The organism is Undibacterium sp. YM2, assembly GCF_009937975.1.
Taxonomy (GTDB): Bacteria; Pseudomonadota; Gammaproteobacteria; order Burkholderiales; family Burkholderiaceae_D; genus Undibacterium.
The window spans coordinates 4,504,105-4,518,017 of the sequence record NZ_AP018441.1 but is presented as its reverse complement, the minus strand read 5'-3'; the positions used below and the strand labels follow the sequence as shown (position 1 = coordinate 4,518,017).

Annotated in this window: 15 protein-coding genes; 5 read left to right on the top strand and 10 right to left on the bottom strand. The window is 52.9% G+C overall.

Annotated features, from left to right (window positions below):
• Positions 1 to 83: 83 nt before the first annotated feature.
• A complete protein-coding gene (locus tag UNDYM_RS20490; RefSeq protein ID WP_162042714.1) occupies positions 84 to 806 on the bottom strand; it encodes an SMI1/KNR4 family protein in 723 nt (240 codons plus the stop codon).
• Positions 807 to 1,200: 394 nt separating this feature from the next.
• Here UNDYM_RS20490 and UNDYM_RS20485 point away from each other — a divergent pair, with 394 nt between their 5' ends.
• On the top strand, positions 1,201 to 2,151 hold the full coding sequence (locus UNDYM_RS20485; RefSeq protein ID WP_162042713.1) for an IS110 family transposase: 951 nt from the start codon (positions 1,201 to 1,203) through the stop codon (positions 2,149 to 2,151).
• A gap of 48 nt (positions 2,152 to 2,199) precedes the next feature.
• Here UNDYM_RS20485 and UNDYM_RS20480 read toward each other — a convergent pair whose 3' ends face one another.
• From UNDYM_RS20480 to UNDYM_RS20470, 3 genes are all read right to left on the bottom strand, one after another.
• Positions 2,200 to 2,622 (bottom strand): hypothetical protein, encoded by a 423-nt coding sequence (locus UNDYM_RS20480; RefSeq protein ID WP_162042712.1) that lies wholly within the window; start codon positions 2,620 to 2,622, stop codon positions 2,200 to 2,202.
• Positions 2,623 to 2,671: 49 nt separating this feature from the next.
• Entirely contained in the window at positions 2,672 to 3,184 is a 513-nt protein-coding gene (locus UNDYM_RS20475) for a hypothetical protein (protein WP_162042711.1), read from the bottom strand.
• Positions 3,185 to 3,287: 103 nt separating this feature from the next.
• The gene (locus UNDYM_RS20470) at positions 3,288 to 3,500 is read right to left on the bottom strand and encodes a hypothetical protein (protein WP_162042710.1); all 213 of its coding nucleotides are present in this window, start codon (positions 3,498 to 3,500) and stop codon (positions 3,288 to 3,290) included.
• Between the two features lie 337 nt (positions 3,501 to 3,837).
• On the opposite strand from UNDYM_RS20470, the gene UNDYM_RS20465 reads away from it, so the two are divergent.
• Positions 3,838 to 4,323, top strand: coding sequence for a hypothetical protein (locus UNDYM_RS20465; protein WP_162042709.1), 486 nt, complete (start codon positions 3,838 to 3,840; stop codon positions 4,321 to 4,323).
• A 73-nt stretch (positions 4,324 to 4,396) separates the two neighbouring features.
• On the opposite strand, the gene UNDYM_RS20460 is transcribed toward UNDYM_RS20465, so the two are convergent.
• The 6 genes from UNDYM_RS20460 to UNDYM_RS20435 all read right to left on the bottom strand — a co-directional run bounded on the left by UNDYM_RS20460 (position 4,397) and on the right by UNDYM_RS20435 (position 11,141).
• On the bottom strand, positions 4,397 to 4,612 hold the full coding sequence (locus UNDYM_RS20460; RefSeq protein ID WP_162044726.1) for a VF530 family DNA-binding protein: 216 nt from the start codon (positions 4,610 to 4,612) through the stop codon (positions 4,397 to 4,399).
• A gap of 121 nt (positions 4,613 to 4,733) precedes the next feature.
• Positions 4,734 to 5,492: a DUF2182 domain-containing protein gene (locus UNDYM_RS20455; protein WP_162042708.1), complete on the bottom strand. Its 759-nt coding sequence runs from the start codon at positions 5,490 to 5,492 to the stop codon at positions 4,734 to 4,736.
• Between the two features lie 2 nt (positions 5,493 to 5,494).
• Positions 5,495 to 7,051: a tyrosinase family protein gene (locus tag UNDYM_RS20450; RefSeq protein WP_162042707.1), complete on the bottom strand. Its 1,557-nt coding sequence runs from the start codon at positions 7,049 to 7,051 to the stop codon at positions 5,495 to 5,497.
• A 273-nt stretch (positions 7,052 to 7,324) separates the two neighbouring features.
• Positions 7,325 to 8,371 carry an XdhC family protein gene (locus tag UNDYM_RS20445; RefSeq protein ID WP_162042706.1) on the bottom strand — a complete coding sequence of 349 codons (1,047 nt, stop codon included), beginning with the start codon at positions 8,369 to 8,371 and terminating at the stop codon, positions 7,325 to 7,327.
• Positions 8,372 to 8,421: 50 nt separating this feature from the next.
• Complete coding sequence (locus UNDYM_RS20440; RefSeq protein WP_162042705.1) at positions 8,422 to 10,668, bottom strand: xanthine dehydrogenase family protein molybdopterin-binding subunit; 2,247 nt, start codon at positions 10,666 to 10,668, stop codon at positions 8,422 to 8,424.
• Positions 10,669 to 10,682: 14 nt separating this feature from the next.
• Positions 10,683 to 11,141: a (2Fe-2S)-binding protein gene (locus UNDYM_RS20435; protein WP_162042704.1), complete on the bottom strand. Its 459-nt coding sequence runs from the start codon at positions 11,139 to 11,141 to the stop codon at positions 10,683 to 10,685.
• 267 nt (positions 11,142 to 11,408) lie between these two features.
• Between UNDYM_RS20435 and UNDYM_RS20430 the strand changes: the two genes are divergently transcribed.
• The 3 genes from UNDYM_RS20430 (at position 11,409) to UNDYM_RS20420 (ending at position 13,910) form a co-directional block, all read left to right on the top strand.
• The gene (locus UNDYM_RS20430) at positions 11,409 to 12,323 is read left to right on the top strand and encodes an AraC family transcriptional regulator (protein WP_162042703.1); all 915 of its coding nucleotides are present in this window, start codon (positions 11,409 to 11,411) and stop codon (positions 12,321 to 12,323) included.
• A 168-nt stretch (positions 12,324 to 12,491) separates the two neighbouring features.
• Positions 12,492 to 13,001, top strand: a complete 510-nt coding sequence (locus tag UNDYM_RS20425; RefSeq protein ID WP_162042702.1) for a Crp/Fnr family transcriptional regulator — start codon at positions 12,492 to 12,494, stop codon at positions 12,999 to 13,001.
• A 258-nt stretch (positions 13,002 to 13,259) separates the two neighbouring features.
• Positions 13,260 to 13,910, top strand: a complete 651-nt coding sequence (locus UNDYM_RS20420; protein ID WP_162042701.1) for a DUF1877 family protein — start codon at positions 13,260 to 13,262, stop codon at positions 13,908 to 13,910.
• The last annotated feature ends 3 nt before the right edge of the window (positions 13,911 to 13,913 follow it).

The following is a 13,913-nucleotide window of genomic DNA, read 5'->3' as shown; positions in this document are numbered from 1 at the left end:
GGCAGAAGATGTACAAGTAGAGCTGACGACTACTGCTTGCTATCTACATTGCATGCATACCATTACGTAAGCACTGAACCTGCCTACACAGACTGTACATCCCACCGGTCAACGATATTGACCGGCCAGCGCTCGCTTGCGCGTTTCCCTTGCATCAACAGCTTATAGTCTTCATCCGTGATGAGGCAAGGCACGCGCTCTATGTGGCGACCATAGCTCACTTCAACTTCGATCACCGGGCGTTCAAGATAAGCCTGCAAACGCGTCGCATCGTCAGCGGGCAAGTAAGCCGTCATCCTGCGTATATCGGCCAGCAGGCATAGCCTGGCATTGTCGGCACTGGATAAGTCATCCAGCAAATGACTCATGTCTGTCATCGCCTTGATCAGCCTGGAATAAATAAAATCAGCAAATGAAAATGCCTCTATCGTATGCGCGTCTGAGTCATGCCAGATATAGACCACGATGCATTCACCTTCATGCTCATCTTCATGTGCGGTCAGGCAAAAAACATCACCTGCGCCAGACTGGGCAAAAGGGAAAAAGCTGCGGCCGTTCTGGCTTTGTGGATGCAGCCAGCCATTGATGGTTTCTGCAATCGCTTCCGCATCCAGCCATTCAAGATCATAGCTGCTGGCCAGCGCGGGCGGTGCCTCCAGCAGGTAGTGTTCCCAGTTGGCTTGCCAGTCTGCCCTGTCTTTGCCATAACTGGTCATGCCATCACGATACAGTGCCTGCAAAATGGACGGCAATTCTATGTTGGCTGCCTGGGCGAGTGTGGAGGCTTTTTCCAATATATTTTTCATGTGGTTTTTTTTCTGCTACTTGATCATCGGGCTTACTTTATGATGCCGAATAAAGCATTCATTGCAACCGCGTTGAGATGGATTAGTGGTGACCGGAAAATTTTCTTGTGGCACCTCGTTCGTTGCGGCACAAAGTGCGTACGATTACGCTTGCGCTTGTATGGTTATAAGTGACGATTTCTGGGAAACTAGAAAGCGTCGGGGTGGAGGGACAACGCTGCGCATCTGCAGTTTTCGCTGACAGACCCGATTAGAACTCTCCCACCCCACCTCTTCAACGTCGATGAGGAATCCAGCGGTCAATAGGCCTGCCAACCAATACCGCCGATATGTGCAAGCTAACGTGAAGAAGTGGCCACCCCAACATTCTCACTTTAACGATAAGGAGGCAATCATGCAATCCCCGTTATGCATAGGTGTTGATGTGGCGAAATCTGAGGTCGTTATCGCCTGCTCTGAAAGCAGTTTCCCAGTGCGTGCTGTTCCTAATGAATTAGCTGCTTTAAAGAAATTCCTGAAACAACTGCCACCTGGCTCGTCTATTGCGATGGAAGCAACTGGCACCTATCACCAGATGCTGGCCGACCTGGCTTTCCAGATGGGCCTGCATGTTTATGTGCTCAATCCTAAAGATACCCGTCATTATGCGAAAGGGGTTGGGGCGCGAGCCAAGACTGACAACGTCGATGCCATGCTCATTGCACGTTATCTGGCCCATGAAATCAAGGAACTGCGTCGCTATGAACCAGCTACGCCGGAGCAACGCACGATGGATGAACTGCTTAAACGCCGGGCTAAAATTGTTTCTCTAAAGACGGCTTTGCGTCTGACCTGTGATGGAGCACCATCACTGAAAGTGAAGTCAGCCAGGCTTTTAGACAGCTTCACAGAATTACTCAAGCAAATCGATCAGGACATTGCCAGATTGAATAAGGATATTCCCAAGCGTGATGAACAAGTCTGCCGCTTGCAATCCATTGCAGGAGTCGGACTATTAACGAGTTCCTGGCTGGCCAATCTGTTTGACCGCGTTCGCTTCACAAACAGTGATGCTGTCGTTGCATTTGTCGGTATGGACCCACGTCCGTGTGACTCTGGCCAAAAGCGTGGACGCAGGAGGTTGTCCAAGCGAGGCCCTGCTGAAGGGCGCCGCTTGCTATTTAACGCTGGTATGGCGGCAGCAAAATCAAAGGTATGGGCACCTGTGTACCAACATTACCGTCAGCTTGGCTGGCCATCAACGGCCACCATTATGATCATCGCACGTAAAATACTGCGGATTGCTTTTAGCTTGATCAAGAACGGCGTTGATTTTAATTCTGATCTCATCTCGATAAAAACTTGACGGGAACCATAGAATCTAATCGTACCTACGCTAGCTACGCTCTTTCGATCAAAACTCAAAGTAAGTAGTAAATTCAGTAAATACAGAAGGCAATGTCCCGTCCTTATACGTCCTGATGGCATCTTTTAAATCACTAATGATCCCCATCCCATAAACTTCAGTGACGTTCATTACCTTCGGTGATATTTCATAAAATTTCAATAAATCCCAAGTAACACTACCCTCGCCACCTCGCTTGCCACTATGAGCTGTACTTTTTAAAATGACTTTAAAAAATTTTCCTTCCCAGTAAAAACTGAATTTCGTTTCGGTGGGTTCTTCACGTTCACGAGTCATATATCGAAGATGAATATCACGCTCTTTATCTACCACCCAGCGTGAAGAACCGGGCGTCAAAAACTCTTTCTCCATTGTGTTCAGGTGATATTTTTGAAATGTGCCTTCTGGCATATACTCATACGTAAATGGCATAATTTCTCTCTCGTTTTATTTGTATCATAGCTACGAGGGCTCCTGGAAATTAATCCTCAACACGCACAGGGTAACTGAGTTTTTCAGTATCCCATCCCTCAATTTCTCTCTTTCTCCACGTCAGTAGCCCTATCAGTGTGCCTTCGGTATCGTATACGCGGAAGTCGGCGGGGCTATAGTATCCAGGCCCAGGTGTACTTGAGCCTATACGATACCAGCCTTGTATAAAACCAAATTCGCAACCCGCGTGTTTGATCAGGGGTTGTGCTACGTCCAGATATTGAAAGTCGGTGCCACCACAGCAGAGTACTCGTGGTACATTGCGACGTGTCATTCTCCAACTGAGGTAACGGGCAAGCTCGCCGACTATAGACTCGGCATGCATGAACTCTGAGTTGACAGGATATTCGATCTGTTTGCCCGCCCGTGCAGCACCATAGGCGTTTTCAAAATCGCGCAATGGAAGTATGTCTTCGGCACCGCAAATAACTTCACAGGTCTTGCACCAGGCTGGGCGCATCGGTATGTCGAGCAACTGACTATCTTCTACCTGCTGCCCCATTGCTGTTGGGCCAAGATAGTAATAAGCTTTGGTGAACGGAGTTTGAAACTTTGTCAGGCAACTGTTGCAGCGATATTCTGTTGGGATCATATCTAGCTTGAAATCACTTGGGCTGCCTGTTTCGCGTCGCAATAAAGTAAATGCCAATAACAGACAGAATAGGGCCTATTACTCCAAAGACGAAATGTACAAATGCCAGAGCCAGGTGATTACCTTGAGCCAAGGATAGCGCCGTTGGCATAGCCATGGTCAGGAATACGCCTGCCAATAAATATTTGGTGCCTTTAATGGCACGCTCTGTCCATTGCTGCTGCAATTCATCTCTCCTGCAATAATTGGTTGATGTAACGCAATCCGCGCTGCCGTCTTGTATGTGCAGTTTTACGCATACATTGTAGTGTTGTAGGTACGATTAGTGCAACGTAATCGTACGCATGATCAGCAGTAACTCTTTATGCTGCTTGATTGTCACTGCTGCTTTGGGGGGCTGGATAAAGCCGTCATCATACTCACGTCGAAATGGATAAGTGGTGACCGTGGGGCTTGCTAGTAAGCTTTCGTTATTTACGGCATGACATGCGTACGATTACGTTGCACTAATCGTACCTACGCGCTAAATTCTCTGTATCAGCTAAAACCAACTGAAAGAAAAAATGAAAAGGTCCGCTTTACTCGAAAAGAAATTGGCGGAATTGCATGCGAAATTGAATGCGAAATTCCATCGTGAAGAAAATGAGACCGCTATCGCGTACCTCCTTGGCACTAACATAAATAGTAATTCCTGGAGCCTGAACAACAATATCAAAGGATTGGAGTCAAAGATATTATCATCAAAAAATATTCTTCTTGAAATTACTATTTATAACGACGCTAATGCAAATAAAGGTGCAATAGAAAGAATTATTCAAGTCTTGAATTTACCAGATTCTGAGAAAATCTCGGTTTCTGTTTATCTTCCAAACGGTGATTACCCTGACTGGTTTTTCATGAATATGGAACAATTTACTGGTTTCATTTTCAGATTTTTGAATTGGAGAAAAGCATTTAGTCTTGTGCTCAAGACTAACACCAGTGCTTATGTTTTTCTTTTTCCTGAAGAACGCTTAATGCTTTTCCAGCAGGTAACTGAAGGAACTTGAACTCCAATAAAAACCCGTGCTGGAACTGATATTTACAATGTCTGAAAAAATGAGGCATCACGACACCAGATCCTCACCCCGGCATTCCCAAATACAACTCCTCCACCCTGGACCGTGCCCACGGTGTCTTGCGCAAAAACTTCAAACTGGATTTGATGCTGGGGTCGCTCTTGAAGCAGTTGATGTCTATCATCTGTCCCATTTGCTCCCAGCCATAATAAGCGACGAGTTGTTCGAGGATTTTTTCGAGGGTGATGCCGTTGAGGCTGCGGGGGGCTGGTGTGTTCATGCTGGTGCTCTCGTTGGTGCTCATGTTGGTGCTCATGTCGGTGCTCATATCGGTGATCTTGTTCAGATCCACCTTGGTTCTTCGGTGATGGGATGATATCACCGGGGCTGCGTGGGTGGTATCAGGCGGGGCGGTACCAGCGCAGGCTGTAGGGCAATTGCCATGCAGGCAGGCGGCCTGGGGCCTGGCGGTCTATCAGGAGCCAGGCTGAGGTGATCAGCATGAAGGGGAAGTGGGCGGGGCCTGCGGCGGTGGCGGCCAGCATCCACGCCCAGCAGGTGCCGCCACACCAGAAGGCGGCTTGCAGGCCGTAGCGCAGGCTGTCGCGGTCGGCCTGCCAGCCAAAGGCGGCGAGGCGGGGGCGGCTGTGGCAGCGGTTCAGGCAGTATTGTTTGGCGGGGCTGATTTGCCATAGCAGGGCAAGTGCCAGCAACATGACAAAGCACCAGCGCATGTCGCCTATGGCCAGGCGCAACACCAGTGAGGCCAGCATGATGAATGCACCTGCCAGACTCCATATCAGTAAATAGGCGATGGCAAACAGCAGCAAGGCGCGCAGGCGGCGGCGTGCGAGGCTGCGTTGCCACAGGTAGCTCACTTCTTGCGCGAGCAAGGGTGACATCATGGCCAGCAGCATGAGCAGCCAGTTGGCCATCATGGTGGGCCTTGAATTGGTGTGCCAGACAAAGACCAGGCGATCGCCGATATTGGCGAGATAAGCCAGGTCTATGTTGGCAAGGCTGCCGCAGTATTCTGGCACACGCACGCCAAATTGCAGCGCAGCCAGACCCAGCCAGCCCGCCAGGCTGATCAACAGCAAGGGGCGGGGGCAGCTCAGCAGGGCCGCGCGCAAGATGGCAAACAGCGTGGCAAACAGCACGACTACAGGCTTTCGCGGAACACGCTTACGCGTTCTACCGTGATGTCGTGCTCAGGCTTGACGGTATTGCGTGCTACGAATTGCACTTGCAGGGTATCGCTGAGCTGGCTTTCATCGAGCTGCAGGTTATCGACGATGCTGGTGATTTCAAACACCTGGGTGATGCCTGCACCACCATGCGGGCTGTCTGTCTTGCTGGCGTCGGACACACCAAACAACGACAGCACGCCAACCTTGTTTTCAGGATGGTCTTGTGGCTTGTCACCATTGGGCACATTCACATAGACGTAGAAGACGGCTGCATCATTTTTACCGCGTATGTTTTCGAGGTTCAAAAAGACGCGGTCTGGTTCCTTGGGCGTGGTGCTGAACAGTTTGACGTTGTCGAAGCTGTTATTGACTTTGTCAGCGCTGGCTTTGTCCAGCGTCACCCTGGTGTGTGAAACGCCGCCAGCCAGTTTGATGGTGCTGGCATTGGCACCCAATAATTCTGTCGCCACCTGGCCTCCTGCGGATTTGATATCCATAAAATTTACCATAGGCGCATCGCTCAGGAGACGCAAGTCTGTCAGCCTGACTTTTTTGCGCGTGCTGCCAGCCAGCGGGTCGCTGGTGTCCTGATAAGTGTAGTTCAATGGCGCTGCCGTGGTATCAAGCATTTGCGAAGCGGTGAAAGTGATGCCTTCGCCATCGGCGTCAGGCACGATGAACTTGCGGTCAACCGGGCCTTTGAGCCAGGTTTCCTGGTCGGGGTCCAGATTTTGTGGGTCGCGCTTGCGCCAGACTTCCCACAGGCGGTCTATATTCGCGTGGTGCAACCAGAAGATGGGGTCAAGCGCGGCGGTGGCGGGAATGGACATCAGGCCATAGGTCGTGCGGTCTTCTTCATGTGCAGGGTCGGCCAGGCCGCCAACCAGGCCATGCACGGTATTGTGCGGGTCAGATTCGAGATGGCCGTTAACGCCCTTGCCGTGATTGAATTTGGTGTCTGGCCCACCAAAACCGGTATTGCCACCGGCGTTGCCGCCGATGAAGGCATGGTCTTTCAGGGCATTCAGCGAGACGTCTTCAGGAAGCACGATGAAGTTGCCGTCGCCATCGCCATAGCGGGCTTCGACAAACAAATGATTGGGCGAACCATCAGGCATGGTCTTTTGCAGGAAAGCCGGTGGCACAGAGCGTGAATTGGGATCAAAATAATTCCAGTAAGGCAGCGCCCAGTCTGCCGGGCCACCAAGCTCAACCACGGCACTGCGCACGATGGCTTCAAATGATGCGAGGTAACCACGGTGCCAGGGCAAAAAATACCAGCTCTGATGCTGGCACTGGTCCCAGAACCTGGCCTTGTCGCTGTCTGAGGGCAAGGTCTCGCCACTGCTGTAATAGCCATGGGCCGACCAGAGTACTTCATTAAAGCCATGCATGGCCGCCAGAAAACGCCAGCTGGTGCGCGATGCCAGCGGCCTTTCCTGCAGCTTGCCCACTGCTTTTGCATACCAGACCAGCGTATCGCTCCAGTCAGAACCCAGTTTTGATACGTCCTTGCGTTCAAATGTCATACATCCTCCTTGAGATGATCAGGTATGCAAAAATATTGCCATAAAATCTTGCAATATTATTCACTTTTTGTCAATTGTTATCGTCAATTGTTTATTTGTGACCTGAGATTGCCGCAGGGCATGGATGAGCTTGAGAGAAGCCGCAGGGGAAGGGGATCAGGTGGTAGTCAGGAAGAATGCAGACCAGGCAACCTCATGCCGCAGCAAGAGTTAGAGCAAGAGTTAGGGCAAGAGATAGAGCAAGAGAAAAGTAAGAGATGAGCAGCTACATGCTCAGATAGCGCAGATGGAGGCGTTCATCTCTTCTTGCGGCTGGCTTTCATAGATCGCCTTGCCAAGCACGACGGACGTGCTGGCTGGCTGTGGTATGCCATTCTTGATCGCGACAATTTCTGCCATGATGGACAGCGCGATTTCTGCCGGGGTTTTGCTGCCTATGTACAGGCCCGCTGGCCCATGCAGGCTTTGCAGGGCAGATTCAGGGATATCAAAGTGAATATGCAGGCGTTCGCGTCTTTGCTGGCTGTTGCGGCGTGAGCCGATGGCACCTACGTAGAAGGCATTTGATTGCAGGGCATCGATGAGGGCCAGGTCATCGAGCTTGGGGTCATGCGTGAGGGCGATGACGGCGGTGCGGTTGTCGGGTTGCAGGCGCAGTATCAGGTCGTCCGGCATTTCATCGCTGACGACGACACCCGGCAATTGCCAGCTGGCACGGTATTCTTCACGCGGGTCGCAGACGATGACGGCAAAACCCAGGCTCAGTGCAAACTGGCACAGGTAACGTGAAAGGTCACTGGCACCGATGACGATGATGCGGGCCTGTGGGCCCAGGTAAGTGATGAGCTTGTGATCATCCAGCCTGGGCAAGCCATCATACTGGCCTGCCTGCAGTTGGGCATGGCCGGTCTGCAAATCCAGTGTGCGCTCAACGCTGCGGCGTTGTTCGCAGGCCAGCAACAATTCATCGAGGCGGCTATGGGCAGAGACTGGCTCCAGCACCAGCTCTACCGTGCCGCCGCAGGGCAGGCCAAAGCGGTGCGCCTGGTCGGCAGAGATGCCATAACGCAGCACCAGCGGCAGGTTGCCAGCGCATACTGCCTGCACGCCTTCTTCCCGGATGCGATGGATAAGATCATCTTCTATACAGCCACCCGATACCGAGCCCACGGTTTCACCGCGCCCGTTGATCGCCATCAGCGACCCCGGTGGGCGTGGTGAAGAACCCCAGGTGCGCGCCACCGTGACCAGAATGACTTGCAAGCCCTGCGCATGCCAGTTCAGCGCAGTGCGCAAGACCAGGGTATCGAGATCTTCCATTGCTTTGACTTTTACTGAGTTGACCTTAACTGATTTAAGCTTAATGGAGCTTAACCAGCCTTGAATGGCAGTTCACGCCAGCGCTTGCCACCTGCCCTGGCAACGGCATTCGCAAATGCCGGGGCCAAGGCTGGCAGGCCAGGTTCACCCATGCCGGTAGGTGCATCTGCACTGGGCACGATGTGCACGGCAACCTGCGGCATGTCGGTAATGCGTGGTACGACAAAATCACCAAAATTGCTTTGCTCGACCACACCATCCTTGAGTGTAATCGCCGCACCCGGCAAGCACATCGACAAGCCCATCAGGGCAGCACCCTGCACCTGTGCTTCCACGGTTTTGGGATTGACAGCCAGATTGCAATGCACGCCAGCCGTGACCTTGTGCAATTTGGGCTGGCCATTTTTGATGGATGCTTCCACTACATAGGCAACGATGGACGAGAAGGATTCATGCACGGCCACACCATAGGCCCGGCCTGCCGGTAATTTCTTTTTACCATAGCCTGATTTTTCAACCGCCAGTTCCAGCGCAGCCTTATGCCTTGGATGCTTGTCACCCATCAGTTTCAGTCTATAGGCCACCGGGTCTTGCTTGGTGGTTTCTGCAATTTCATCGAGCAGGGTTTCCATGACAAAGGCGGTATGGGTAGAGCCCACACTGCGCCACCACAAGACAGGCACATTGATTTTCGGGTGATGGACAGACAGGCGCATAGGCATCTCATACGGTTCTTTCATGCCTTCCACCGCAGTCGCATCGACGCCATTCTTGACCATCATGCCTTCAAATGGCGAGCCGCTGAGGATGGACTGGCCGACGATGACATGGTCCCAACCGAGGATATTGCCCTGCGCATCAAAACCGATATCTGCCCTGTGCACATGCATGGGGCGGTAGTAACCACCCTTGACATCATCTTCACGGCTCCACAGCGTGCGCACCGGCGCATCCAGGCCAGCGGCGACTGCTGCCTTGGTGACATGGCAGGCTTCCACCACATAATCGCTGGTAGGAATGGCACGGCGACCAAAACCGCCACCGGCCATCTGGGTATGCACGGCAATGTTTTCTGGCTTCAGGCCCAGCGCGGCGGATGCGGCAAAGCCATCCAGACCAGGCATTTGCGTGCCCATCCATAATTCTGCCTTGTCGCCTTTGATGGCGACGGTGCAGTTCAAAGGCTCCATTGGGGTATGGGCGAGGTAAGGGAAGTTGAACTCTGCACTCAGTTTATGTGGTGCTGTGGCGATCTTTGAGACATCGTCGTTGTACTTCAATGCGCCTTGCTGCTTGGCCAATTCTTTATAGCTGGCCAGTTGTTTCACGCTATCGACTTTTTCTACGCTGCCCAGATCCCATTCCAGCTTCAGCACATCGCGCCCCTGCTTGGCTGGCCAATAGCCAGTCGCAATAATCGCCACGCCTTCGCCGCCACGATCCAGCGGCACACGTACCACGGCCTTGACACCTTTGATGGCTTTGGCCGCCGTATCATCGACAGACTTGAGTTTGGCACCAAATACCGGCGGGCGTGCGACAACCGCCGTCAGCATGCCAGGCAGGTGCATGTCTATCCCAAAGTCCTGGGTGCCTGTGGATTTGGCTTTGGCATCGAGGCGGCCTGTGGGTTTGCCTATCAGGTTAAAGCTCTTGGGGTCTTTCAACACAACTTTTTCTGGTACCGGCAAGCTCATGGCGGCTTCAGCCAGTTCGCCATAGGTCAGTTTTTTGCCGCCTGGCCCAACGACTACGCCTTTTTCTGTACGCAGGGCTGAGGCATCAACACCCCATTGCGTCGCCGCAGCCTGTACCAGCATGGCACGGGTGCGTGCACCCAGTTCACGGTACTGGGTATAAGAATGGGCGATGGTATTCGAGCCGCCCGTCAAATGCATGCCAAATGCGGGATCGACATAGGCAGGGTGGTTATTGCCATTGGCATACTTGACCTTGCTCCAGTCGGCATCGAGCTCTTCTGCCAGTATCAGCGGCAAGGCGGTTTGCACACCCTGGCCAAATTCCAGGCGGTTAATCGTCACCGTGACCGTGCCATCTTTGGCAATCTGGACAAAGGCGCCAGGCTGCTCAGTTGCTTTCAAACCAGCGGGGGCTTTGGCGGCAGCGTCCTGCGCTGTCGCCAGCATGGGGTAGCAACCCAGGGCAAAGCCACTGGCAGTTGCCATCTTCAAGAAGCTGCGGCGGCTCAGGCCGGCTGCGTTCGTTTCGGGGCTGGTGGATTGCAACAGGGATTGCAAATGGCGTGGCAGTTCATTCAAACGGGCTTCAAAATGCATGTTGGTTCTCCTGATCAGGCCAAGGTGGATGCAGCGTCGTGGATGGCAGCGCGGATGCGTACGTATGTACCACAGCGGCAGATATTGCCTGCCATGGCGCTGTCGATGTCGGCATCGCTGGGTTTCTTCTTGGTTTTGAGCAGGGCAGTGGCGCTCATGATCTGGCCGCTTTGACAGTAACCGCATTGGGCAACGTCGTGCTTGATCCAGGCGGCCTGCACGGCCTTGCCAACCTTGTCTTCACCAATGGCTTCGATGGTGGTGATTTTTTGCCCGGCGACAGAAGAGATAGGGGTGATGCAAGAGCGTATGGCCTGGCCATTCAGGTGCACGGTGCAGGCACCGCACAGGGCGGCACCGCAGCCAAACTTGGTGCCGGTAAGGCCCAGGGTATCGCGCAGGGCCCATAGCACGGGCGTGTCGGGCGCGACATCGACGCTGGTATTCTTGCCATTAATAGTTGAGTTGATCATAAAAACCTCCAAAATGGGGTGACGATATGTGGTTGATGCCGGGGTGCTGCCAGGTTAATGGCGGCGGCCATGCCCATGTACAGGTAGCCGCTGCAAAATCTTAATTGACGGCTATTGTCAGCTCTCCCGGCAATAAAGCGTTTGCCTGATTCGACGTATTTCTTGCCTATTTCGACGAATGCCCGGCAGAAATTGAAATCCCCACCCTGAAAATGGTAGGCTATCGATAGTTCAAAAACCTACAGTTAAAAAAACTAACGTCGTCACATGCAGACCTCACACCAGACCGCCGCCTACCCATCATCCAGCCCCTCCCTGGCTGAAATGGTCGGCAATATCATCAAGGCAGACGGCGACTGCATCACCCAGGTGCCAGGGCTGATCATGGTCAGGCGCAGCAAGGTTACCGACCCCATGCCCTGCTTTTATGGCCTGGGGCTGGGTGTCACGGTGCAAGGCAGCAAGCGCGTGAATCTGGGGGAAGAAGTATTTGATTATGTGCCAGGGCAATCCCTGGTCACCTCGGTCGATTTGCCGGTGGTGTCTTATGTGACCGCTGCCAGCAGCGCGCAGCCATTTCTGGGCATGTACCTGATGCTGGATGCCCTGGCCATCACCCAGTGCGCCGCTGGCATGACATTCGCAGCGCCGCTGAAAGCCACGACCTCGCTGGCGATGTCCGTTGTGACCATGGAGGAAGGTTTGCTCGATGCCATCACCCGCCTGGTGCGCCTGCTGGATGAGCCGCAACTCATCCCCATGCTGGCGCCGCTGATACAGCAAGAGATCATCGTCCGCCTGCTCAATGGCGAGCATGGCCCGGTATTGCGCCATTTGGTCACCGCTGGCTCACCGGGCCAGCAAATTGCCCGAGTCATCGCCTGGCTTAAGCAGAATTACACCGAAGATGTTGCCATTGACGAGCTGGCCAGCAAAGCCCACATGAGCGCCTCCACCTTCAGGCTGCACTTCCGCACCGTGGCAGGCATGAGCCCCTTGCAATACCTGAAACACCTGCGCCTGCAAAACGCCCGCCAGATCATGCTCGTCGAAGACATAGACGCCAGCAGCGCCGCGTTAAGAGTAGGCTATGAAAGCGCCTCCCAGTTCAGCCGTGAATACACACGGCTGTTTGGTGAGCCGCCATTGCGCGATATCAGGCGTATGCGGATGGCGATGTGAGTATGCCTTACAGCAGAATAGCGCACACAAACCTGGACATGACGTACTGATAATTAAAAATTTTATATCGCTTGCTGCGCAGATGCCTGCGATGGTTACTGTCACAGACTCCCCTGATTGCGATAAACTATCAGTCACTACCATCCGTAAAATGTTGGAGAGTGCAAAATGAACCCAGATCAAGCTTTGCCAGGTTTTCGTCTCGTCGGCGCTGGCACGACCTTTCAGTCGCGTGATATCTGCGACATGGTCTCTGAATCGCAACTGTTTGCCGACCTTGAGTGGAAAGACATCGAGGCCCTGGCGGCCTATCTGCAATGCTATGAAGTCTCGGCAGGCACGACCATTTTCAGGGAAGGTGAAGCCGGTTCCTACATGGGCCTGCTGGTCAAGGGCGAAGTCGGGATACTCAAGACGGACCTCGACGGTACGCCGCACCGCATCGTCTCGGTAGGCCACGGCAAGACCATAGGCGAGATGTCCATCATCGATGGCGAAAAACGCTCCGCCACCTGCCTGGCCTCACAAACCAGTATCCTGCTCCTGTTGACCAAGGACAATTACCAGCGCATCATCCGCGAAAAGCCAGCGCTGGCAGTACAAATCCTGGCCCGGCTGGCCAAACTCATGAGCCAGCGCCTGCGTAGCGTGAGCGGGCAACTGGTGGAGTTTTTGTGAGTGGCTTAGTACTCGCGCCACAATACAAATGTACGGCGATGGCGGAAGCAGGGCAGTCGCAATCGTAACGAGAGGTGCATTGCAATGCACTCTACTTCACTGTCTGAACGGCGCCCATATTAGTGTGATTGGTTAGTGTATTTGGTGCGTTGAAACGCACCCTACTGGCTGTTGGTAAAGACTAGTCAGCAGCTTGCTTGACTGGGCATCACCTTGCCACTATATTGCCTGCTGCTTAACAATCATCTTACTACGCTCATGAGTATCGTTGCCTACTACGTGCAGGTCTCCCTTGAACAACTACAACTGCTCAGGCAAAAACCTGTGCTCTTGTGGCAGATGAAAAATGATGCGCGTTTTGCCAAAGCCGCCATGCTGGATGTTGATCAGGACTGGCAAGTGATTTCATGGCTGGCTTCGCCTAAAAAACGTCTTGAACAACAAGACTATGTCGCCCGCATGCATGTACTTGACCGTGAAGAACGCAGTACAAAAAAGACAGATAAAGAAGCTTTTAAAAAAGCCGTCGAGCAAGAAATGCGCAAGATGGGTAATCAGCCGCAAGATACCGATGCCATGCCTACCGACCCGCTATTGAAGGGTATAGAAGGGCGTTGTGATAAAGCGCAACGTGATACGGCGATCAATTTTGGACTAGGTGGCCCCTGCGTTTATGCACCGACTGAAGTCAAGGCAATTGCAGATGCCTTTGCGCTAGTCAAGGAATCTGCCATCAAGGCGCAATTCAACCGCGCCACAATGGCAAAATATGATGTAGGCGGCATGTCCTGGAAAGAAGAAAAAGATAGCGTCTATGAAGACTTCCTCCTGCCATCTTACCGCGCTGTCAGCCAGTTTTATCAGTCTGCCGCCAAGGCTCAGAATTATGTGCTGGTGATTTATAATTAATGA